This is a genomic window from Variovorax sp. DXTD-1 (genome assembly GCF_003984625.1).
Lineage (GTDB): Bacteria > Pseudomonadota > Gammaproteobacteria > Burkholderiales > Burkholderiaceae_C > Variovorax.
Window position 1 is genome coordinate 13897 of record NZ_RWKH01000035.1, and the last position, 22054, is coordinate 35950.

The 22054-nt window shown below is 64.0% G+C and carries 18 protein-coding genes; 17 read left to right on the forward strand and 1 reads right to left on the reverse strand.

The annotated features are described in order from the left end of the window. The first annotated feature begins 34 nt into the window (after window positions 1–34). The 10 genes from EJI00_RS23970 to EJI00_RS24015 all read left to right on the forward strand — a co-directional run bounded on the left by EJI00_RS23970 (window position 35) and on the right by EJI00_RS24015 (window position 12019). Window positions 35–595: a DUF5943 domain-containing protein gene (locus EJI00_RS23970; protein ID WP_126749974.1), complete on the forward strand. Its 561-nt coding sequence runs from the start codon at window positions 35–37 to the stop codon at window positions 593–595. 8 nt (window positions 596–603) lie between these two features. Continuing rightward, a complete protein-coding gene (locus EJI00_RS23975) occupies window positions 604–2664 on the forward strand; it encodes an NADH:flavin oxidoreductase (RefSeq protein ID WP_126749975.1) in 2061 nt (686 codons plus the stop codon). A 1-nt stretch (window position 2665) separates the two neighbouring features. After that, window positions 2666–4549: a (Fe-S)-binding protein gene (locus tag EJI00_RS23980; RefSeq protein WP_126749976.1), complete on the forward strand. Its 1884-nt coding sequence runs from the start codon at window positions 2666–2668 to the stop codon at window positions 4547–4549. Continuing rightward, a complete protein-coding gene (locus EJI00_RS23985) occupies window positions 4546–5664 on the forward strand; it encodes an electron transfer flavoprotein subunit alpha/FixB family protein (RefSeq protein ID WP_126749977.1) in 1119 nt (372 codons plus the stop codon). Before EJI00_RS23980 ends, EJI00_RS23985 begins: the two co-directional genes overlap by 4 nt. Further along, the gene (locus tag EJI00_RS23990) at window positions 5661–6419 is read left to right on the forward strand and encodes a hypothetical protein (protein WP_126749978.1); all 759 of its coding nucleotides are present in this window, start codon (window positions 5661–5663) and stop codon (window positions 6417–6419) included. Before EJI00_RS23985 ends, EJI00_RS23990 begins: the two co-directional genes overlap by 4 nt. A gap of 22 nt (window positions 6420–6441) precedes the next feature. Then, window positions 6442–7698 carry an aromatic ring-hydroxylating oxygenase subunit alpha gene (locus tag EJI00_RS23995; RefSeq protein WP_126749979.1) on the forward strand — a complete coding sequence of 419 codons (1257 nt, stop codon included), beginning with the start codon at window positions 6442–6444 and terminating at the stop codon, window positions 7696–7698. After that, window positions 7695–8786: a hybrid-cluster NAD(P)-dependent oxidoreductase gene (locus tag EJI00_RS24000; RefSeq protein WP_126749980.1), complete on the forward strand. Its 1092-nt coding sequence runs from the start codon at window positions 7695–7697 to the stop codon at window positions 8784–8786. Before EJI00_RS23995 ends, EJI00_RS24000 begins: the two co-directional genes overlap by 4 nt. 160 nt (window positions 8787–8946) lie before the next feature. Then, window positions 8947–9984 (forward strand): glycine betaine/L-proline ABC transporter ATP-binding protein, encoded by a 1038-nt coding sequence (locus EJI00_RS24005; protein ID WP_126749981.1) that lies wholly within the window; start codon window positions 8947–8949, stop codon window positions 9982–9984. After that, window positions 9977–10849 carry an ABC transporter permease gene (locus tag EJI00_RS24010; RefSeq protein ID WP_185868201.1) on the forward strand — a complete coding sequence of 291 codons (873 nt, stop codon included), beginning with the start codon at window positions 9977–9979 and terminating at the stop codon, window positions 10847–10849. Before EJI00_RS24005 ends, EJI00_RS24010 begins: the two co-directional genes overlap by 8 nt. Before the next feature lie 141 nt (window positions 10850–10990). Next, entirely contained in the window at window positions 10991–12019 is a 1029-nt protein-coding gene (locus EJI00_RS24015) for a GlxA family transcriptional regulator (protein WP_409514043.1), read from the forward strand. Window positions 12020–12061: 42 nt separating this feature from the next. Here the strand turns inward: EJI00_RS24015 and EJI00_RS24020 are convergent, their stop codons facing one another. Further along, a complete protein-coding gene (locus tag EJI00_RS24020) occupies window positions 12062–12880 on the reverse strand; it encodes a TorF family putative porin (RefSeq protein ID WP_260590836.1) in 819 nt (272 codons plus the stop codon). Window positions 12881–13152: 272 nt separating this feature from the next. Here EJI00_RS24020 and EJI00_RS24025 point away from each other — a divergent pair, with 272 nt between their 5' ends. From EJI00_RS24025 to EJI00_RS24055, 7 genes are all read left to right on the forward strand, one after another. Further along, the gene (locus tag EJI00_RS24025) at window positions 13153–14106 is read left to right on the forward strand and encodes a choline ABC transporter substrate-binding protein (RefSeq protein WP_126749992.1); all 954 of its coding nucleotides are present in this window, start codon (window positions 13153–13155) and stop codon (window positions 14104–14106) included. A 32-nt stretch (window positions 14107–14138) separates the two neighbouring features. Beyond that, complete coding sequence (gene fdhA / locus EJI00_RS24030; RefSeq protein ID WP_126749983.1) at window positions 14139–15341, forward strand: formaldehyde dehydrogenase, glutathione-independent; 1203 nt, start codon at window positions 14139–14141, stop codon at window positions 15339–15341. An 82-nt stretch (window positions 15342–15423) separates the two neighbouring features. After that, window positions 15424–16284 carry a formyltetrahydrofolate deformylase gene (gene purU / locus EJI00_RS24035; RefSeq protein ID WP_126749984.1) on the forward strand — a complete coding sequence of 287 codons (861 nt, stop codon included), beginning with the start codon at window positions 15424–15426 and terminating at the stop codon, window positions 16282–16284. 28 nt (window positions 16285–16312) lie between these two features. After that, window positions 16313–17773: a betaine-aldehyde dehydrogenase gene (betB, locus tag EJI00_RS24040; protein WP_126749985.1), complete on the forward strand. Its 1461-nt coding sequence runs from the start codon at window positions 16313–16315 to the stop codon at window positions 17771–17773. Between the two features lie 6 nt (window positions 17774–17779). Then, window positions 17780–19450 (forward strand): choline dehydrogenase, encoded by a 1671-nt coding sequence (betA, locus tag EJI00_RS24045; protein ID WP_126749986.1) that lies wholly within the window; start codon window positions 17780–17782, stop codon window positions 19448–19450. Window positions 19451–19466: 16 nt separating this feature from the next. After that, the gene (locus EJI00_RS24050; protein ID WP_126749987.1) at window positions 19467–20888 is read left to right on the forward strand and encodes an L-serine ammonia-lyase; all 1422 of its coding nucleotides are present in this window, start codon (window positions 19467–19469) and stop codon (window positions 20886–20888) included. Window positions 20889–21259: 371 nt separating this feature from the next. Next, the gene (locus EJI00_RS24055; protein ID WP_260590837.1) at window positions 21260–22015 is read left to right on the forward strand and encodes a hypothetical protein; all 756 of its coding nucleotides are present in this window, start codon (window positions 21260–21262) and stop codon (window positions 22013–22015) included. The last annotated feature ends 39 nt before the right edge of the window (window positions 22016–22054 follow it).

Genomic DNA, 22054 nt, shown 5'->3' on the forward strand with positions numbered 1-22054 from the left:
CGCCTGCGTTCTTCCCTACAAAAAAACCTCCACGATGACCACCCCTCAACTCCCCATTGAAGTGAACGCCGGCACCGGCGTCTGGACCACCGATGGTCTGCCGATGATTTACGTGCCGCGGCATTTTTTCGTCAACAACCACGTCGAGACCGAAGCGGTTGTCGGGCGGGCGGCATATGCCCCGGCGCTGTACAAGGCCGGGCATCGCTCGGCCTACTTCTGGTGCCAACAGGAAGCCGCCACCCATGGCCTGGAGGGCATGGCGGTGTACGAGCACTACCTCAAGCGCCTGTCGCAACGCGGCTGGGGACTTTTTTCGTTCATTGAAGCCGATGCCGCCACCGGTCACGCCCGGATCAGGCTGGACAGTTCGGTCTTCGTGCTGGCGCAAGGCATTGCCGGCGTGCCGATCGACCGCAGCAAAGTCTGCTACCTGTTCGCGGGCTGGTTCTCGGGCGCGATGGACTGGGTGCTGGAAACCGCCGGCTCGGCCGTGCGCACCACCAGCGCCGAAGACCAGTGCGCCGCCGAATGCGCCTCCAAGGACGAGCCGCACCATGCCGGCCACTGCATCTTCACCGTTCGACCGCTCTAGGCCACACCATGCGCTACCCGCATTTGTTTGAGCCAATTCGCCTGAACCAGGTGCTGCTGCGCAACCGCATCGTCAGCACCGCGCATGCCGAGGTCTATGCCGAAGGCGGGGATCCGACCGGGCGTTACATCCGCTATTACGAAGAGAAGGCCAAGGGAGGCGTGGGCCTCGCCATTTGCGGCGGCTCCAGCCCGGTGTCGCGCGACAGTCCGTGGTCGTGGTGGAGTTCGATCAACCTGGCGAAGAACTCGGTGATCGAGCCGCTGGCCAAACTGGCCGAGACCATGCACGGACATGGCGCCAAGCTGATGATCCAGGCCACCCACATGGGGCGGCGCAATGCCTGGCACGGCTTTGACTGGCCGCACCTGGTCAGCCCTTCGGGCATCCGCGAGCCGGTGCACCGGGGCAACGCCAAGACCATCGAACTCGAGGAAATCCACCGCATCGCGGCCGACTACGGTCGGGCCGCCAAACGGGTCAAGGATGCCGGGCTCGACGGCATCGAGATTTCTGCTGCGCACCAGCAGTTGATCGACCAGTTCTGGAGCCCGCGCGTCAACCACCGCACCGACGAGTACGGCGGCAGCCTGGAGAACCGCCTGCGTTTCGGCATGCAGGTGCTGCACGCCGTGCGCGAACAGGTCGGCACCGATTTCTGCGTCGGCCTGCGCATGTGCGGCGACGAGTTCCATGAAGACGGCATCAGCCACGAGATGGCGAAAGAGATCGCCCAGGCGATGTCGGAAAGCGGCCTGATCGATTTCCTGAGCGTGGTCGGCTCGGGCGCCGACACGCACAACACCCTGGTCAACTGCATGCCGCCGATGGCGCTGCCGCCCGAGCCCTTCGTGCACCTGGCCGCGGGTATCAAATCGGTGTCCAAGGTGCCGGTCATGCACGCGCAAAGCATTCGCGACGCTTCCCAGGCCGAACGCATTCTGGCCATCGGCATGGTGGACCTGGTGGGCATGACGCGGGCGCAGATCGCCGATCCGCACATGGTCATCAAGATCCGCGACGGCAAGGAAGACCAGATCAAGCAATGCGTGGGTGCCAACTACTGCATCGACCGGCAGTACAACGGCCTGGACGTGTTGTGCATCCAGAACGCCGCCACCAGCCGTGAGGAAACCATGCCGCACGTGATCGAGAAGACCACTGGCGTGCGCCGCAAAGTGGTGGTGGTGGGCGCGGGCCCCGCGGGCCTCGAGGCCGCGCGGGTGGCGCGCGAGCGCGGCCACGACGTCGTGCTGTTCGAGAAGAACGCCACGGTCGGCGGCCAGGTGAATCTGGCCGCCAAGCCACCAAAGCGCGAGCAGATGGCTGGCATCGTCCGCTGGTTCGACATGGAAACCCAGCGCCTGGGTGTGCAGCGGCGCATGGGCGTGGCGGCCGACATGGCGATGGTCCTGGCCGAAGCGCCCGACATCGTGGTGCTGGCCACCGGCGGCGTACCGCACATCGGCCAGACGCCCGCGTGGGGCGCGGCACAAGGCCTGTGCGTGAGCAGCTGGGACGTGCTCTCGGGCGCGGTTGCGCCCGGCGAGAACGTGCTGGTGTACGACAGCATCAGCACGCACGCGGGCACCGGCGTGGCCGACTTCATTGCCGCGCGCGGCAAGCAGGTGGAAATCGTGACGCCCGACGTGAAGGTTGCCGACGACGTGGGCGGCACCACCTTTCCGATCTTCTATCGCCAACTTTACGCCAACGGTGTGATTCAAACGCCGAATTTCTGGCTGGACAAGGTCTACCGCGAAGGCGACAAGCTGATTGCTGTGCTGAAGAACGAATACACCGAAGCACTGGAAGAGCGCGCGGTGGACCAGGTGGTGGTGGAGAACGGCATTCTTCCCAACGACAGCCTTTACTGGGAGCTCAAGCCCTTGTCGCTCAACAAGGGTCAGACCGACATCAATGCGCTGTACGACGCACTGCCGCAACCCGGTTTGAGCGAGACCACCGGCGACGGTGATTTTCTGCTCTATCGCGTCGGCGACTGCGTCTCGATGCACAACATTCATGCCGCGATCTACGACTCGCTGCGGCTGTGCAAGGATTTTTGAAATGCTGCCGCAGCTTGTGAGCATCGTGTTCTGGCTGGCGGTCCTGGGCCTGGCCTGGGGCATGGCACGGCGTGCGCTGCTGTGGCGAACGGGGCGTTCCAGCGCTGTGGACCTGCATGGACTGTTGCAAATTCCGAAGCGCTATTTTGTGGACCTGCACGAGGTGGTGGCCCGTGAACCTTTTGTGGCGCGGGCCCACGTCGGCGTCGCCGGCGGTGCCTTGCTGGCCCTGGCGCTGGTGGCGTTCAACTACGGGCTGGGTTTGTATTGGGCCAGCCTGGACACCCTGCTGTTACTCGCCGGCCTGCTGATGCTGGCCGGCGCCAGTGCCATGGCCTGGCGGCGGCGCAGCGCACCGGCACGCCTGTCCCAGGGCACCTGGCGGCGCCTGCCCTATTCCCTGTTGCTGTTCGCGCTGGCGGTGGCGCTGGCGGGCGGGGTGGCACTCACGGGCACCGCGCTGGCCCCTTGGCTGGCCGGGCTGATCAGCCTGGCGTTTGCCGTGGGCGCCGCCGAACTCGCGCTGGGCATCGGCATGGGTGGTCCCATGAAACACGCGGTGGCGGGCCTGCTGCATCTCGGTTTGCATCCCCGGCCCGAACGCTTTGGCGACAAACGCTTCGCCACGGCCTTGAAACCTCTGCGCCTGAGCGCCGGCGACATGGGCGTGGGCAAACCGGCCGATTTCGCCTGGAACAGGTTGCTGTCGTTCGACGCCTGCGTGCAGTGCGGCAAATGCGAAGCGGCGTGTCCGGCCTTCGCCGCAGGCCAGCCTCTGAACCCGAAAAAGCTGATCCAGGACCTGGTCGTAGGCATGAGCGCCAAGAGCGACACCCACTATGCCGGCAGCCCTTATCCGGGCCGCACGACCGGCGAACACCGGGGCGCCCCTGGTCTGCCCATCGTGCCGGGCCTGATCGACAGCGACACGCTCTGGTCGTGCACCACTTGCCGCGCCTGTGTGCAGGAATGCCCGATGCTGATCGAGCACGTGGACGCGATCGTCGACATGCGCCGCCACCTCGCGCTGGTGGGAGGCGTGGTGCCGAACAAGGGCATGGAAGCGCTGGAGCAACTGCGCGACACCGACACCGTGGGCGGCTTTCCACTCGCCGCGCGCCACCATTGGGCCGCCGACCTGAACGTGCCGGTGCTCGATGCGGGCGCGCAGGCGGACTGGCTGGTGCTGGTGGGTGAAGGCGGTTTCGACATGCGCTACCAGCGCACGCTGCGTGCTTTCATCAAGACGCTGCAAAAAGCCGGTTTGAAGATCGCCCTCTTGGGCGCAGCCGAGACCGACTGTGGCGACCTGGCGCGGCGCCTGGGCGATGAAGCGGGTTTCCAGCGTCTGGCAACGCAGCTCATCGCCACCCTGAAGACGCGCGCGTTCCACCACATCGTGACTCCCGACCCGCACATCTTTCACGCCTTGAAGAACGAGTATCCGGCCATCGGCGGAACATTCGATGTGTGGCACCACACCCAACTGCTGGCCGATTTGCTGGCCGGGGGCAAGCTGCAACCCACACGTGCAGCCAGCAGCGAGGCCGTGACCTACCACGACCCCTGCTACCTCGGTCGTTACGGGCGGGAAGTGAACGCGCCCCGCGCAGTGCTCAAGGGCATCGGTATCCAGGTGGTCGAAATGGAACGCAGCCGGGAGCGGGGCCGCTGCTGCGGCGGCGGTGGTGGTGCGCCGTTTACAGACGTTCCTGGTGCCATTCGCATTCCGGACATCCGCATTGCGGACGCCAAGAGTGTCGGCGCCGGCGTGGTGGCGGTGGCCTGCCCGAACTGCACGGCCATGCTCGAGGGCGTGGTCGGGCCGCGCCCCGAAGTGCGAGACATCGCCGAACTGCTGGCCTACGCACTGGAGGTCGCATGACCTCACACGCACCCGTGCCCCGCATCGACCCGCGCCGCCCCGCGACCGTCACGCCGGCGGGCCTGCGACGCATCGTGTTGGGCAGCAGCGAAGGTGAGCGCGGGACCGAGCGCATGACGGCCAGCCGCCTGCATACGCCTGTCGCCAAGCCGGTGCGCAGCGCCGGCCCTTTCACCCGCGCCACGATGGTCGTGACCCATGCCGAGCACGGCGCGCTGACCGACGCGGCGCGCCAGGCGATTGCAGCCGCGGCGATTCTGGCCGCCATCGATACGGAAGTCATCGTGGCGGTGCTCGGCGCCTGCCATGACGACGTCGCCGCGCTCGGCGTGGACCGCCTGCTGGCATTGGACGGTTTCGATGCCAACCGCTACCAACCGACGGCCTGCGTGCAATGGCTGCAAGACCTGCATGACGCCATGCCCCCTGCGCAATGGCTGTTCGCCGACGACGGAGCCGACGGCCAGCTGGGCCGTCGTTTTGCCGTTCAAACCGGGCTGCGACTGGCCTGTGGCGTGGTGGAACTGGGGACCGATGTCTTGCGCGTGCCCGCCGACACCCGCCACGACTGGCTGTGCCCGCATGCGCCGGTCATGCTGCTGGCCAAGGGCGTCGCGAGCACCAGGCTGCCCTTTGCGGGACAGGGTCTGCGCGAATCCGCACCACCGTTGCCGTGCCTGCCCGAGCACGGGATCGAAGACTTGGGCGTGCAGGCTGGAGACCCGCAGACATTGGCACTGGAAGAAGCCGATTTCATCCTGGCGGCCGGCAACGGCGTGAGCGATCTGCCGCTGTTCCACACCCTGGCGCGGGAGGTCGGGGCCGCGGTCGGGGCCTCGCGTGTCGCGGTGGACGACGGACGCTTTGCCCGCACGCAGCAAATCGGCGCGACAGGCAAGACCGTGTCCGCCTCGGGCTATCTGGCGCTGGGCATCTCGGGCGCCGTACAGCATCTGCAAGGCATCAAGGACTGCCGGCACGTGATCGCAGTGAACCTGGACGCATCGGCGCCCATCACGCGCCGCGCCGATCTGACCGTGGTGGAAGACAGCGCGGCTCTGATGCAGGCTCTGCTCGGGCTGGTGCGCAAGGAAAAGAAAGGGCAAGGCGCATGAACGCCGTCACCGTGCTGGTTGCCGCGCGCACCCATCCGATCAGCCAGCGCCCGACCCGCTGCCGGGCCGATGCCACGGCGGTCGCGCTGGCCTTGGGCTTGCCCACACACGTGCGCCTGCTTGCCGCAGGCCCGATGCCCGAGGCGGTCGCCCGCGACTACCTAGCCCTGGGTGCGGTTGAATTGGAGATATTGCAATGCGCGGACGATTTGCCGTTGCTGCCGCATTTGCTACCTGTCTTGCGCGATACGGACTGGGTACTGACGGGCACCCGCTCACCAGACGACCAGGGCAGCGGCGTATTACCCCATGCCCTGGCTGCCGCGTTGAACCGTCCGGTAGTGACCGACGTGCTGGGAGTTGAACCCGGTGGAACGACATGGATCGTCACACAAGCCCTCCCTCAGGGCGCGCGTCGGCGTTTGCGAGTGCATTCCCCCGCCGTGCTCGCAATCAGCGCGGCCGCGCCGTTTGAGCTGCGCCACTCGCTGGCCGACGCCATGGCGGGCCGTATCAGGCACCTTGCGCCCACACCGGCCCCGCTGGCGCCGAGCCCTCCCCCCGGCCAGCGCGTACCCGCCAGCAAGCGTCGCCAGCTGCTGGAGGCCAAGACCGTGCAGAGCGGCCATGCCCGAATGCTGGGCGCCATCGAGTCTCCCTCGACCGGCGGCATCGTCATTCAGACCGGCGATGCCCACACCAAGGCGCAGGCAGTCCTGAACTACCTGCGCCGCCATTCACTCGTGTCCTTCTGAGAAGTCTGCAAAGACGCCCCCCATGAGCAAAACCATTTCAGCGCAAGCCCTGCTGACTCGCGAACTGCTGGCGCGCCGCCGTCCCGGCTACAGCCTGGAGGCCCCGTTCTACCTCAGCGAAACGCTGCTCCAGACCGACATGGAGCACATCTTCGGCCAACACTGGATCTTCGCCGCCGTCGAACCGCAAATCGCCGAAGCCGGGGACTACATCACAGTGGACTTCGGCACCAACTCCATCCTGATCGTGCGTGACGACGACATGCAAGTCCAGGCCTTCCACAACGTCTGCCGCCACCGCGGTTCGCGCCTGTGCGCCGACCCGCAGGGCGTGGTGGGCAACATCGTCTGCCCTTACCACCAATGGACCTATGACCTGACGGGCAAGCTGATTCACGCCAAACACATGGGCGACGATTTCGATCCCAGCGGCCTGGGCCTCAAGCCTGTGCATGTGCGCAGCCTGGCGGGGTTGATCTTCATCTGCCTGGCCGAGCAGCCGCCGGAAGACTTCGAGCAGATGGCGGCGGACATGACACCCTACCTCGCACCGCACCAGCTGCGCCAGTGCAAGGTGGCGGCCCAGGTCGATCTGGTGGAGGACTGCAACTGGAAGCTCACGATGGAGAACAACCGGGAGTGCTACCACTGCATGAGCAATCACCCTGAGTTGACCGTTTCCCTGTACGAATACGGCTTTGGCTACCAGCCAGACGAGCACAACGCGGCCGGGCTGCAGCGCTTCCAGGACATCATGGCCGTCAACCATGCGCGTTGGGAAGGCATGGGCCTGCCGTCGGCCGAGATCGACACCCTGGACGAGCGCATCACCGGCTTTCGCACCCAGCGCTTGCCCATCGATCGCTCGGGGCAGTCTCAAACCCTGAACGCCGAAGTCGCTTCCAAGAAGCTGCTGGCAGACTTCGTCGACCCGGCCTTGGGGGGGTTGTCGTTCTGGACCCAGCCCAATTCGTGGCACCACTTCATGAGCGACCACATCGTCAGTTTCACCGTGCTGCCGATTTCGGCGACCAAGACCCTGGTGCGCACGACCTGGTGCGTGCATAAGGACGCCATCGAAGGGGTGGACTACACCGTGGAGAACCTGACTGCCGTGTGGAATGCCACCAACGCGCAGGACCGGCGCCTGGTGGAAGAGTCGCAAATCGGTATCGCTACCGGCGCCTACCAACCCGGCCCCTACTCCCCCTTCACCGAAGGCCTGGTCGAAAAATTCTGCAACTGGTATGTGGGCCGCCTGAGCGCGCTGACCCGATGAACGCCCCCGATTTCACGGCCCCTGCCCCGAGGCCTTGGTCCGCCGACCAGGACGAGAGCTTGCGCTGCGTCCACATCCGACAAGAAACCCACGACGTCAAGACCTTCGTCCTGGCCGCCGACGGAGCACGCCAATTTCGCTACCTGCCGGGCCAGTTCATCACGCTGGAACTGGACATCGCGGGCCGCAAGATCAACCGCTGCTACACCCTGTCATCCGCCCCCACCCGCCCCGATTTGGTGAGCATCACCGTCAAGCGGGTGCCGGGAGGGCCTGTGTCCAACTGGCTCCACGACAATCTGCGCGTGGGCATGGCGGTGGGTGCCATGGGGCCTTCGGGCGAGTTCAGCTGCTTCAAGGCGCCGGCGCAACGCTACCTGTTCCTGTCGGGGGGTAGCGGCATCACGCCCTTGATGTCGATGACGCGGGCGCTGCACGATCTGGGCAGCAACGCCGACATCGTGTTTGTGCACTGCGCGCGCAGCCCTGCCGATGTGCTGTTTCCCGAAGAGCTCGGCCTGATGGCACGCAATATGCCGCATCTGCGGCTGGCTACGGTATGCGAGCAGCACACGCCGGGCAGCGCCTATGCAGGCCATTTGGGACGCCTGGATGCCCCGCGGCTGGCGCATATCGCCCCGGACCTCTTGCAGCGCGACGTCTACACCTGCGGGCCGGCACCGTTCATGGCCGCCATTCGCACGCTCCTGAGTGGCACGGGCTTCGAAATGTCCCGCTATCGGGAAGAGAGCTTTTCTTTTGGATCGGCACCGCATGGATCCCCCGCAGCACCACAACTCACAGGCTCGGCCGGTGAAAACTCATCCGTCTACAAGATTCAACTGAAAAGGACGGGAAAAGAATTTGATTGCAGATCGGATCAAACGATTTTGCAAGCAGCCGTCGTCGCCGGATTGCGTCTGCCTTTTTCATGCACCAGCGGCGCTTGCGGCACATGCAAAAGTAAAAAAATATCAGGGCATGCCGAAATAAAACACACCGGGGGCATTCGGCAACGCGAGATCGACCAAGGCTGGATCCTGCCCTGCTGTAGCAAACCTTTGAGTGACATCGCATTGGACAGATGACGTATTCACTCCATATTGTTTGCAATTCATAGGGGTAAAAACCATTTCAATAAAAAGATCCCCCTGTCACTCTTGAAAGTTCGCCACCACATTCGTGGCATATCATTTGATTAAAAAATGCAGCACACCTGATTTGCCGCAACAATTCGGAGACCCCGCGATGCCAAGCCCAAAAATCAGCGTCAAGAATCTTTACAAGGTATTTGGCGGGAATATTTCATCCTCCCTCGAACTGCTCGGCGAAGGGCTAAGCAAGGACGAGGTCTTTGCTCGGACGGGGCATGTCGTGGGCGTCAACAAGGTCAGCTTCGACGTGATGCCCGGTGAGATCTACGTGCTGATGGGTTTGTCGGGCTCGGGCAAATCGACCCTGATCCGCCTGATCAACCGGCTGGTCGAACCCTCCGCCGGGTCGATCAACATCGACGGCATTGACATTGCTGCTCTGTCCCAGCCCGAACTGGTCAAATGGCGACGCAAGCGGGTGGCCATGGTGTTCCAGTCGTTTGCACTGATGCCGCATCGCAATGTCCTGGCCAATGCGGCCCTCGGCCTCGAGATGGCGGGCACGCCGCGCAAGATGCGCGAAGCCCGCGCCATGGAGGTGCTCGCCCAGGTGGGCCTGCAAGCCTATGCGGCCAAATACCCTTCGCAACTGTCCGGCGGCATGCAGCAGCGCGTGGGCCTGGCACGGGCTTTGGCGGTCGACCCCGACATTCTGTTGATGGATGAAGCCTTCTCGGCGCTCGATCCGCTCAAGCGGGTCGAGATGCAGAGCCTGATGCTTGACCTGCAGCGCGAGCAACAGCGAACCGTGTTGTTCGTCTCGCACGACCTCGAGGAAGCGCTGCGCATCGGCACCCGCATCGCCATCATGGAGGGAGGCAATCTGGTGCAGGAAGGCACCGCGCACCAGATCATCACCCGGCCGGCTAACGCGTATGTGCGCAAGTTTTTCGAGGGCGTGGACACATCGCGCTATCTCACGGCGGCGGATTTGCTGGACCCTGGGCTGAACGGGCACTCCTACCACGGGGGTCCGCGCCTGCCGTGGTCCACTCCGCTGCCCGAAGCCATGAAGATCGTGTTGGGCGTGGACCAGCCGATCGGCGTGTTCGATGCGACCGATCGCTTGCTGGGCTGCATTTCCGCCCGCAGCCTGCTCGTCAAGATGTCCCAGGAGGCCCGCCATGTCTGAGCTCTTGAGCCGCGCCACCGAAACCTTGCACAGCCTGCTGCCCCTGGGGCGCTGGGTCAACGCGGGCGTCAAGCTCCTGCTGGACCACGGCGCCAGCGTCTTCGATTCGATCGGCGGCATGGTGGAAGGATTCGCCCAGCTAATCGAGCAGGGCATGCTGGCCGTTCCGTTCTGGCTGACGATCCCGGTCGTCGCGGTGATGGGTTGGCGCCGCCTGGGCTGGGGTTTCGGTGTGTTTGTGGTACTGGCCCTGACGCTGATCGTGGTGACCGGCTTCTGGCCGCAAACCATGGTGACCTTGGCACTCACGCTGTCGGCCACGCTCATCAGCCTGTTTTTCGGCATTCCGCTGGGCATCTGGTGCGCCCGAAGCGACCGGGTGAACGCCAGCGTGCGGCCGGTGCTCGACTTCATGCAGACCATGCCCGCCTTTGTCTACCTGATCCCTGCCGCCATGCTGTTCGGCCTGGGCCGCGTGCCCGGAACCATTGCGACCGTGATCTTCGCCATGCCGCCGGTGGTGCGCTTGACCAGCCTGGGCATCCGCCAGGTGAGCGCCGAACAGGTGGAAGCGGGCAACGCCTTTGGATGCACCGCGACCCAACTGCTGTTCAAAGTTCAGCTGCCCATCGCCCTGCCGACCATCATGGCCGGCGTCAACCAGACCATCATGATGGCGCTGTCCATGGTCATCATCGCCTCCATGGTCGGCGCCGGGGGCCTGGGCAACGACGTGCTCGCCAGCATCCAGCGCCTGGACATCGGCCTCGGATTTGAAAGCGGCCTGGCCGTCGTTCTGCTGGCCATCATCCTGGATCGACTGACCGAAAGCTTCGGCGTGGCCCGCCAGAGCCGCGAAAGCTGAGCGAACGGCAGGAATCAGGAGGGTCCCATGCCGCCACGCACTCCCCTTGTATTGCCCCCCGCTGCGGCGCTTGACGCCAACGATGCTTCTGCCTTGGCAGACATCACCCATGTCGGGTTCATCCTGTTGCCCGACTATTCGATGATCGCCTTCGCCAACGCGGTGGAAACGCTGCGCATGGCCAATTACATCAGCCGACGCCCGCTGTACCGCTGGAGCGTAGTCAGCCCCGAGCAGACGGCGGTGACGGCAAGCAACGGCCTGGTCATCACATCCATCGGCGACCTGGCGAGCCTGGCCGAGTGCGACATGGTGTTCGTCTGTGGTGGCGTCAACATCCGCCACAACACCGGCGACGCCGTGCGCCGACTGCTGCGCCAGTGCGCCGCCTCCGGTGTCCCGATTGGCGCGCTATGCACCGGCGCATTCGCCTTGGCCAGTGCGGGCCTGCTCGATGGCTACCGCTGTGCAATCCATTGGGAAAATCTGGCCGCCATCAGCGAAGAGTTTCCCAAGGTACGGTTTTCGTCCGAGGTCTTCATTCTCGACCGCAACCGCATCACTTGCTCCGGCGGCACTGCGCCATTGCACCTCATGCTGCACCTGGTGCGCGCGCGCCACGGTGCCAAGCTGGTGATGGATATCTCGGAACAGTTCCTCGTCGAGCGGCTGCGCGCCAGCGACGACCGCCAACGCATTCCGCAGCCCGCGTGCATCGGGCCGGGCTATCAGCACCTGACCGAAGCCGCCGCGATCATGGCCGCGAGCATCGAGGAACCGCTGCCGTTGGTCGAGCTGGCAAGCGCCGTCGCGCTATCGCTGCGCCAGTTGGAGCGTCTGTTTCACCGCTACTTCAACATGAACCCCGCGCAGTACTACATGAACCTGCGGCTGCGCCGTGCCCAGGAACTGCTCACGCACAGCAGCCTGATGATCATGCAAGTCACGGTCGCCTGCGGCTTCCAGTCGTCGTCGCATTTCTGCAAAGCCTACCGCGGCCTCTTCGGGCATTCGCCCAGCGAAGAACGGCGCCGCCATGGGGGCACGGCCGAGCCACGCACGCCGACATGGCGCGCGAGCCCGTCACCCGCGCAACTTGAGCCGGCTGCCCTGCCGAACTTCAACCCTCTCGTCGCCAAGCCACACCAGGCCTCACCTGAAATACCTTGAGGCGTTCTGTTCAGCGCCCGTGGTCGAGCCGACGGCCTCACCTCAAAACACTTTGCTAAGGGACACCATGAAAGTGCGCTTGGCCGGATTCGAAACATCCGTCACACCCGCTGAGTTCAGAACACCGGTTGTATAGCAATCGTAGATGTTGGTCGCCCCCTTGGCTCTGGTGTAAGCCCCGGCCAGCGTCCATCCGTCTGCGAGCGCCTTGCTGACACCGACCTTGTAGTCTTGCCAGTTCCAGCTCGAGTTGTCGTTCGCGCCAGTGCTGGCAACCCGCCCCCTTCCGTAGTGCAGATTCAGGGTGTAGCCGGAACCGAGATCGTAGTTGGCGCCGAGGTCCAGATAGCCGGTGCCACGCGCAGCCGTGATGCCAAAAAAATCCTTGGTCAAGGTGTAGTTGTACTTGGCGTAGAGGAATTTGTAGGTCAAGCCGACTGACAATTCACCGTAGTCGTATTTCGTATGGCTCGCGGAGATGAGCGCGCCGGGATACCGGTAGTAGTAAAGAATGGCGCTGTAGCCCATGTCTCCCACAGCGCCGGTATAGCCGCCGTACAAATCCCACTCCAGCGTCCCGCCTTCGATGTATTTTTTGTTGACGGTGGACAGCCAGGTTCCTACGGAAAATCCACTCGGATGGGCATAGTCGAGCCCACCTTGCACGGCGGGCTGGCCCCACGTCTGCCGAAACCCCCGAGAGACATATTGAGAAGTCAGCGTGACATTGGCGCTCAGGGGTGAGGCCTCAGACTTGGGCATCGGGGCAGCGAGCGCATCGGCAGTCTGGACTTGCGCCGCCGCTCCCATTGCGGCCAGCAGAGCGAAAGATCCGATCAGCAACTGCTGCTTCGATTTCATGTGGGACCCCTGTTGATTTCCTCATTTTGAGTTCGGCGAACTTTCATTCGACCGTTCAATTGCGACGCGGAACAACAGGAAATCGACTGTCTTCCATGGTGATGCGCGCCTTGCATCGGGCGCAGGGTCCGCCACTGCGTCAAATCAGCAAGAGCCTTGCCGTGCACGGACAACTTCACGTCGCTCCCGGCCAAGTTCAACGGCGTCAACCTGTGAAAGTGCGGGGTATCGCTCACCCGCTTGATGCAACCCACATTCACAAGGAACAGGTCATGCCATCGAACTTCGCCTTTCTCGGCTTCTTCGGTCTCACCGTCTCGGTCGCGTTGCTGTGCGTGCCTCTCGCATACGCGGAGGAAGCCAGTTGCAGGACCGTGCGCTTCGCCGACGTGGGCTGGAGCGACATCGCGGCCACCACTGGCTTGGCCTCGGTGATGCTCGAAGGCCTGGGCTACAAGCCCACTGTGACCATTGCCTCGATACCCATTGCGTTCGCCGGCATCAAATCCAAACAGATCGACGCCTTTCTGGGCTACTGGAACCCCAGCATGACGCCCATCATCGAACCCTTCGTCAAGGCCGGACAGATCAAAGTGCTCGAGCAGCCCAATCTGGTGGGCGCCAAGTACACCCTGGCGGTTCCCGCCTATCTGTATGAGAAGGGACTGAAAACCTTCACCGATATCGCCAGATTTCAGAAAGAGCTGGACGGCAAGCTTTACGGCATCGAACCCGGCAACGACGGCAACGCGCTGATGCAAAGCATGATCGACAAGAACGAGTACGGCTTGAAAGGCTTCAAGCTGGTGGAGTCCAGTGAAGCAGGCATGCTGGCCGAAGTTCAGCGCGCCGCCCGCAGCGGCAAGGCCATCGTCTTTCTGGGCTGGGAGCCGCACCCCATGAACGTGCAGATGAAGATGAACTACCTGGAAGGCGGTGATGCCGTGTTCGGCCCGAACCTGGGTGAGGCCAAGGTATTCACGGCCATGCCTCCGAACTACGAAGCACGCTGCCCCAATGTGGCGACGTTGCTGAAAAACCTGCAGTTCACCACCGAGATCGAGAACTCGGTGATGCTGGGCATTCTCGACAAGGCCAAGCCCACCGACGCGGCCAGGACCTACCTGAAGAAGAATCCTTCGTTGCTCGACAGATGGCTCAAGGGGGTCAAGACCTTCTCGGGCGAGGAAGGTCTGCCCGCCGTCGCAGCGGCACTCAAGAACTGAGCCATTTCGCGCAACCCCAAAGGAAACTCAAGATGTCAACGAATCGCGGTGTCGTTTACCTGGGCCAGGGCCAGGTCGAGGTCCAGTCCATACCCTTTCCCAAGCTGCTTGACCCGTTGGGAAAAAGCGCCGAGCACGGAGTGATCCTGAAGGTGCTCAGCACCAACATTTGCGGATCCGATCAGCACATGGTGCGTGGCCGCACCACGGCACCGGCCGGACTGGTGCTGGGTCATGAGATCACCGGCGAAGTGCTCGAAGTGGGCCGCGACGTCGAGACGCTGAAACCGGGCGACATGGTTTCAGTGCCGTTCAACGTGGCATGCGGGCGTTGCCGCACGTGCAAGGAGCAGCACACCGGTGTCTGCCTGAGCGTCAACCCGTCGCGTGCTGGCGGCGCCTATGGCTATGTGGACATGGGTGGCTGGATCGGCGGACAAGCCGAATATGTCATGGTGCCGTACGCCGACTTCAACTTGTTGAAGTTCCCCGATCGGGCGCAGGCCATGGAGAAGATCCGCGACCTGACTTGCCTGTCCGACATCCTGCCCACCGGCTATCACGGCGCGGTGACGGCCGGGGTGGGCCCGGGCAGCACGGTGTATGTGGCAGGCGCCGGGCCAGTGGGTCTCGCGGCCGCCGCATCGGCACGGCTGCTGGGTGCCGCGGCGGTCATCGTCGGCGACGTCAATCCAGTGCGCCTCGAGCATGCACGCAAGGTGGGCTTCGAAACCGCCGATCTATCCAGGGACGCCACGTTGGCTGATCAGGTTGCGCAGATTCTGGGTACGCCAGAAGTCGACTGCGCCGTGGATGCGGTGGGCTTCGAGGCGCGCGGCCATGGCCATGCGGGCTCGCAGGTAGAGGCTCCGGCCACGGTGCTCAATTCATTGATGGAGGTCACGCGTGCCGCCGGCAAGATCGGCATTCCCGGTCTCTACGTCACCGACGACCCCGGTGCCGCCGACAAGGCCGCGAAGCACGGCGCGCTCAGCATCCGCCTGGGCCTGGGATGGGCCAAGTCGCACAGTTTCTTCACCGGCCAGACGCCTGTCATGAAATACAACCGTGCCTTGATGCAGGCCATCCTCTGGGATCGCATAAAGATCGCCGATGTGGTGGGCGTGCAGTTGATCTCGCTGGACAACGCGCCCGTGGGCTATGCCGAGTTCGACGCCGGGGCACCGAAGAAATTCGTCATCGACCCGCACGGTCTGTTGGCGAAATCAGCCTGACTTTCAGGGCATCGGGGCCACGTCCCCGTATACCGCTCGCGTCCCGCCCGAGCACAACAGCGATCAAACACGCTTCGTATCGATGACACCGGATCCACACACCCATTTCTGCCTGAATCTGGCCTGCGGCAGCGCACGCGGACAGGTTGCCGCCGTGTCCGCCTTGCTCGACATGCACGGCGCCTACATCGAACAATTCTCGGTATTCGACGACCACACCACCGAGCGCTTTTTCGTGCGTGGCGTATTCAGCCTGCACAGCCCGGTCGAGGTTCTGCGTGCGGCGTTTGCCGAGCTGGCGCGCAGCTTTCCCGCCGCGCAATGGCAGGTGCACGATCTGGCGCAACCGACCCGCGTGCTGATCATGGTCTCGAAGTTCGACCACTGCCTGCGCGAGCTGATCGCACAATGGCGGCGCGGCGAACTGAAGATGGACATCGTCGCCATCGTGTCCAACCACACCGACCTCGCCGCGCTGGCTGAAGCCGAAGGCATCCCCTTTCACCACCTGCCCATCAGCGCCGAAACCAAGCCCGCACAGGAAGCAATTCTGCAGCAACTGATCTCTGACACCGGCGTCGAATTCGTGGTGCTGGCCCGCTACATGCAGGTCCTGTCCGAATCGCTGTGCCAAGCGCTGCATGGCCGCGTGATCAACATCCACCATTCGTTCCTGCCCGGTTTCAAAGGTGGAAAGCCATACCAGCAGGCGCATGACCGCGGCGTCAAGCTGATCGGCGCCACCGCCCATTTCGCCACCACGGACCTGGACGAAGGCCCGATCATCGAGCAGTCGCTGGAACGCGTGGACCATGCCGATACGCCGCAGAACCTGTCTCAGGCAGGGCGCCTGGTGGAAAGCCTGGTGCTGTCGCGCGCATTGCGCTTCGTGCTCGAGCGACGGGTGTTCATCAACGGCATGAAAACCGTGGTGCTGCGCTGAGACGCCCCCGACCCGGACAAACCAAGTCATGACCCTTCCCCTGATCCCCAGCTTTGTCGACGGCAAGCTCGTGCAAGGCAGCGGCGAGCGCTTCGACACCCTCAACCCCGCCATCGGCGCCGTCATCGGGGTCGTTCATGACGCCGCCGAGGCCGATGTAGATGCGGCCGTCGAGGCCGCACAACGCGGCTTCGCGCGCTGGTCGGCCATGACGGCTGCCGAGCGCGGTCGCATCTTGCAGCGTGCCGCGCAGCTGCTGCGCGAGCGCAACGACGCACTGGCCGCCATCGAAGTCCAGGACACCGGCAAGCCGTGGCAGGAAGCGCACCTGGTCGATGTGGCCAGCGGGGCGGATTGCATCGAGTACTTTGCCGGTGCGGCCGCCACGTTGGCTGGTGCTCAGTACCCGCTGAAGAACGCGTTTGCCTATACCCGGCGCGAACCGCTGGGCGTGTGCGTGGGCATCGGCGCGTGGAACTACCCGCTCCAGATCGCCTGCTGGAAGTCAGCGCCGGCGCTTGCCGCGGGGAACGCGATGATCTTCAAACCCTCGGAACTGACCCCGATGACAGCGGTGAAGCTGGCCGAGATCTACCTCGAAGCGGGGGTACCGCCCGGTGTATTCAACGTGCTGCAAGGTAGAAGCGCTACAGGCGCCCTGCTCGCCGCCCACCCTGGCGTGGCCAAGGTGTCGGTGACGGGCTCCATCCCCACCGGCAAGCGCGTCATGGCCGGTGCGGCCGCCACCCTCAAGCGGGTGACGATGGAGCTGGGCGGAAAGTCGCCGTTGATCGTGTTCGATGACGCCGACTTCGAGCAGGCCGTTACCGCGGCGATGATGGCCAACTTCTACACCCAGGGCGAAATCTGCACCAATGGCACGCGCGTGTTTGTACAGCGCGGCATCGCGGACCGCTTCCTTGCGCGGCTCAAGGAACGCACCCAACGCCTGCGCGTGGGCGACCCGACCGATCCCGAAACCGAAGTGGGCGCGCTGATCTCGTCCGACCACCGCGACAAGGTGCTGGGCTACGTGGCCAGCGGCATCGCCGACGGCGCCACGCTGGTCTGCGGAGGCACGCCGGTGACAGTGGCAGGCTGCGAGAAGGGAAACTTCGTCGCTCCCGCCATTTTTGCCGACTGCGACGACGGCATGCGCATCGTGCAGGAAGAGATTTTTGGCCCGGTGATGTCGCTCTTGGTGTTCGATGACGAAGCCGAGGTGATCCAGCGCGCCAACGCCACTCGCTTCGGTCTGGCCGCCGGCGTGTTCACCCGCGATGGTGCGCGCGGCCATCGTGTGGCGGCCAGCCTCAAGGCCGGCATCTGCTGGATCAACAACTACAACATCACGCCCATCGAGATTCCCTTCGGCGGCGCGGGCGAATCCGGCATCGGCCATGAAAACAGCATGGTCGCACTGGAGCACTACACCCAGCTCAAGACCGTCTATGTCGAGCTGGGCCAGGTGGCCTCCAGCTACCGCTGACACGCCATGACCGCCGAATCTTTTGACTACATCATCGTGGGCGCCGGCTCCGCCGGCTGCGTGCTGGCCAATCGCCTGACCGAAGACCCCGAGGTGCGCGTGCTGGTGCTGGAAGCCGGCCCCGCCGATCGCAGCATCTTCATTCACATGCCTTCGGCCTTTGCCTACCCTCTGGCCAATGACAAGTACAACTGGTTCTATCATTCCGAGCCCGAGCCCTTCATGGACCAGCGCGCCATGTACTGCCCGCGCGGCCGGGTGCTGGGCGGCTCCTCGTCCATCAACGGCATGGTCTACATCCGCGGCCACGCGCTGGACTACGACGGCTGGGCCAGTTACCAAGGGCTGGAAAACTGGTCGTATGCCGACTGCCTGCCGTACTTTCGCAAAGCCGAAAAGCGGGCCAAGGGCGGTGACGCGTACCGGGGCGACAGCGGCCCGCTGAACGTGTCGACCGGGGCCTGCCGCAACCCGCTCTATACCGCCTTCATGGAAGCCGGACAGCAAGCCGGCTACAGCTACACCGACGACATGAACGGCTACCGCCAGGAGGGCCTCGGGCCCATGGACATGACGGTCCACAAGGGCCGTCGCTGGAGCGCCGCCATGGCCTACCTGCGCCCGGCGATGAAGCGCCCCAATCTGCACGTGCGTACCCGCGCGCTGGTGGCTCGCGTGGCCTTCACGCCCGAAAGCAGCCCGCCGCGCGCCATCGGCGTGGAAGTGGTCAACGGCCACCGCACCGACCTCATCCGCGCCAGCCGCGAAGTGATCCTGTGCGGCGGCGCCATCAACTCGCCGCAACTGCTGCAGCTCTCGGGCGTGGGCAATCCCGATGACCTGCGCCGCCTGGGCATTCGGGTGCTGGCACCGCTACGCGGGGTGGGCGCCAACCTGCAAGACCATCTGGAGACCTATGTGCAATACGCCTGCAAGGAACCCATCACGCTGTTCAGCGTGATGAATCTGTGGGCCAAGGTCAAGATCGGCACCCAATGGCTGTTCAATGGCACAGGCCTGGGGGCCACCAACCACTTCGAATCGGGCGGCTTCATCCGCAGCGAAGCCGGTGTCCGGCACCCCGATTTGCAGTACCACTTCTTGCCAATGGCGATCAGCTACGACGGCAGCGCGCCGTCCAGCTTCCATGGCTTCCAGGCCCATGTGGGCCCGATGCGCCCGACCAGCCGAGGCCATGTCCGGCTGCGCAACGCTGACCCCAAAGAACCGCCGCGCATTTTGTTCAACTACATGGCGACAGAACAGGACCGCAAGGAAATGCGCGCCGGCGTTCGGCTGACGCGCGAGATCTTTGCGCAGAACGCTTTTGACCGGTTCCGGGGCCAGGCGATCTCCCCCACCGACGCCGTGCAAACCGATGCGGAGATCGACGCCCACATCCGGGCGCACGGCGAGAGCGCCCTGCACCCCTCATGCACCTGCCGCATGGGCACCGACGAGATGGCGGTCACCGATGGCAATGCGCGCGTACACGGCGTCACCGGGCTGCGCGTGGTGGATGCATCGATCATGCCCGACGTGGTCAGCGGCAATCTCAATGCGCCAACCATCATGCTGGCCGAAAAGCTGGCCGATGCCATCCGTGGCAAGGCCGCCTTGCCACGGTCCGACGCGCCCTACTTCGTGCATCCCCACTACCAAAGCGCACAGCGCTGAACGAGATCCCCACACCATGGCCGTCAGCGTTTTCGACATCTTCAAGATTGGCATCGGTCCGAGCAGTTCCCACACCGTGGGTCCGATGCGGGCGGCGCGCCTATTCACCGAGCGGCTGCTGCACCAGGGGATGCTGGCGCATTGCACCCGCATCGAAGTCAAGCTGTACGGATCCTTGGGCTCAACGGGCAAGGGTCATGGCACCGACAAGGCCGTGCTGCTGGGACTCGAAGGCCATGATCCAGAAAGCGTGGATGTGGAAGCCATCCCCGCCCTGCTGGAGGTCATCCGCAGCACGGGCCAGTTGCGCGTAGCGGGCCAGCACTGCGTCGCGTTCAGGGAAAAAGACCATCTAGCGTTCTACCGCCGCGAGACCCTGCCCTTCCACCCCAACGGCATGCGCTGTGTGGCGTATGACGCGGTGGGCGCGGAACTGCTCAACCGCTGCTACTACTCGGTGGGGGGAGGCTTCGTGGTCAGCGACGAAGTGGTGGCTGATGGCAACAAGCAAAAGATGCTGGTCCCGGACCTGGCTGTGCTGCCCTACCCCTTTCACAGTGGCAACGAACTGATGCAGCAATGCCGAACGGCCGGCGTCTCGATCGCCGAGCTCATGCGCCGCAACGAACAGCATTGGCGCAGCAACGCCGAGATCAACGTGGGCCTGCTCAAGATCTGGGCCGTGATGCAGGCCTGTGTACAGCGGGGTTGCCGCACCCAGGGCGTGCTGCCCGGGGGCTTCAAGGTCAAGCGCCGCGCCGCCGATCTGCACGACAAGCTCTGTGCCACCTCCCGAGCAGATCGTGGCCGCGACGACGCCCGCTTTGGCAGTGCAGGGGATCCACTGCAGGTGCTGGATTGGGTAAACCTCTACGCCTTGGCGGTGAACGAAGAAAACGCTGCCGGCGGCCGGGTGGTCACCGCGCCGACCAACGGCGCTGCGGGCATCGTGCCAGCCGTTCTGCACTACTACACCCGGTTTGTGGCCACCGCCACGCCCGATGGCGTCATCGACTTTCTGCTGACCGCCGCCGCGATAGGCATGCTGTACAAAGAGAACGCATCCCTCTCCGGTGCAGAAGTCGGCTGCCAGGGCGAGGTGGGCGTGGCCTGCTCGATGGCTGCCGCAGCCTTGTGCGCGGTGTTGGGCGGCACGCCCGAACAGGTGGAGAACGCAGCCGAGATCGGCATGGAGCATCACCTGGGGCTGACCTGCGACCCGGTCGGCGGGCTGGTACAGATCCCCTGCATCGAACGCAATGCGATCGCCTCGGTCAAGGCTATCAACGCCGCCCGCATGGCCTTGCACGGCGATGGCGTACATCATGTGAGTCTGGACAAGGTCATCAAGACCATGCGAGAGACCGGTGCCGACATGATGACCAAATACAAGGAAACCGCGCGCGGCGGACTGGCCGTGAATATCGTGGAGTGCTAGGCAGCCAACAGCGCAGACCGCTCGTCATTCGATCCAACCAGGAGGAACAGGGGTCATGAGTTTCGAATACATCCGTACCCGCCACAATTGTCCGGCCAAGCGGGGGGCGCACGTGGAGTACATGGGAAAGTCGGGATGTGTGACGAGCGCCTGTGGCGAGCGGGTCCATGTCCTTCTGGAGGGGGACAAATACTCGAAGCCCTATGACCCGCGGGAATTGGTTTGGTGCGGCGATGGTCATGCCCCGAAAACGGGCCACCGGTGGCGCGAAACCACTCGGACGGAACCGCGAGCGGAAGTCGATCTGAACTGCTGGCGGAGCTTTCAACAGGAGAAGATCGTGCCTGCATCGAAAGTCTCGCATCGGCACCATGCACTGGGGCGCACAGCCGCTGCGACGAGGGCTGCCGTACACGGATCTGCGGCGAATTGAGCTTCGGGGCACACCGATGGCTGCCCACTGCACTGACGCGTTCACCCAGTTCCTGACACTTCGCCGGCGCGACCTGCAACGCATCAGCCGCCACACCCGCGGCGAATCGTCACTCGGGGATGTGCAAACAGAGGCCTGGTTGATGGTCGACACACTCGCCCGCAAGGGCGTTGTGATCGACTTGCTTGAGTCCGAGCAGCAGTCATTGCTCATCGCTCACCTCTACCAGCATCTTGTGCGCTACACAGAGCTGCAGGTGCGTCATGCAGTGCGCCTGGACCACGCATTCGATGGCGCAGAAGGCGAAGCACACCCGCTGATGTACCTGTTGGCCGCCGAGCAGCACTACGATCCTGTCGTTGCACTGATGGAGGCGGAAGATCAGGCGCAGGCCGCACGCGACGACGAACCTGCCGCCCACCAGTCATTGGCAGGTGCGTACCTCCATTTGCTTCGCCGGTTCGACAACCGGATGAGAGATGTGGCGGACCATTTGATGATCTCGGTGTCCTATTGCTACCAACGCTGCGCGCACGCGCGCTGCTTGGCCGTGCATCAGCAAGCCTTGCCTTCAACTGCGAACGGTACGACCTTCGTACCAGGGGCATGGCGACGCTTTCGCATCTGGCGTATGCCGATTCAACTGGCCTTCGACTTCGACAAGGAAATGGATTTGTTCAGTCACAGCGCCTGAACGCAAAGGTCGAGGCGACATAGCGCGCCGGGGAAACCC

Excerpts from the sequence above, each read along its gene's own strand:
- EJI00_RS23990 (WP_126749978.1), top strand. The coding sequence starts at position 5,661 with ATGAACGCCGTCACCGTGCTGGTTGCCGCGCGCACCCATCCGATCAGC.
- fdhA (WP_126749983.1), top strand. The coding sequence starts at position 14,139 with ATGTCAACGAATCGCGGTGTCGTTTACCTGGGCCAGGGCCAGGTCGAG.
- EJI00_RS24005 (WP_126749981.1), top strand. The coding sequence starts at position 8,947 with ATGCCAAGCCCAAAAATCAGCGTCAAGAATCTTTACAAGGTATTTGGC.
- EJI00_RS24050 (WP_126749987.1), top strand. The coding sequence starts at position 19,467 with ATGGCCGTCAGCGTTTTCGACATCTTCAAGATTGGCATCGGTCCGAGC.
- EJI00_RS23975 (WP_126749975.1), top strand. The coding sequence starts at position 604 with ATGCGCTACCCGCATTTGTTTGAGCCAATTCGCCTGAACCAGGTGCTG.
- purU (WP_126749984.1), top strand. The coding sequence starts at position 15,424 with ATGACACCGGATCCACACACCCATTTCTGCCTGAATCTGGCCTGCGGC.
- EJI00_RS23995 (WP_126749979.1), top strand. The coding sequence starts at position 6,442 with ATGAGCAAAACCATTTCAGCGCAAGCCCTGCTGACTCGCGAACTGCTG.
- EJI00_RS23980 (WP_126749976.1), top strand. The coding sequence starts at position 2,666 with ATGCTGCCGCAGCTTGTGAGCATCGTGTTCTGGCTGGCGGTCCTGGGC.
- EJI00_RS24020 (WP_260590836.1), bottom strand. The coding sequence starts at position 12,880 with ATGAAATCGAAGCAGCAGTTGCTGATCGGATCTTTCGCTCTGCTGGCC.
- EJI00_RS24000 (WP_126749980.1), top strand. The coding sequence starts at position 7,695 with ATGAACGCCCCCGATTTCACGGCCCCTGCCCCGAGGCCTTGGTCCGCC.
- EJI00_RS24015 (WP_409514043.1), top strand. The coding sequence starts at position 10,991 with ATGATCGCCTTCGCCAACGCGGTGGAAACGCTGCGCATGGCCAATTAC.
- EJI00_RS24055 (WP_260590837.1), top strand. The coding sequence starts at position 21,260 with ATGCACTGGGGCGCACAGCCGCTGCGACGAGGGCTGCCGTACACGGAT.
- betB (WP_126749985.1), top strand. The coding sequence starts at position 16,313 with ATGACCCTTCCCCTGATCCCCAGCTTTGTCGACGGCAAGCTCGTGCAA.
- EJI00_RS24025 (WP_126749992.1), top strand. The coding sequence starts at position 13,153 with ATGCCATCGAACTTCGCCTTTCTCGGCTTCTTCGGTCTCACCGTCTCG.
- EJI00_RS24010 (WP_185868201.1), top strand. The coding sequence starts at position 9,977 with ATGTCTGAGCTCTTGAGCCGCGCCACCGAAACCTTGCACAGCCTGCTG.
- betA (WP_126749986.1), top strand. The coding sequence starts at position 17,780 with ATGACCGCCGAATCTTTTGACTACATCATCGTGGGCGCCGGCTCCGCC.
- EJI00_RS23985 (WP_126749977.1), top strand. The coding sequence starts at position 4,546 with ATGACCTCACACGCACCCGTGCCCCGCATCGACCCGCGCCGCCCCGCG.
- EJI00_RS23970 (WP_126749974.1), top strand. The coding sequence starts at position 35 with ATGACCACCCCTCAACTCCCCATTGAAGTGAACGCCGGCACCGGCGTC.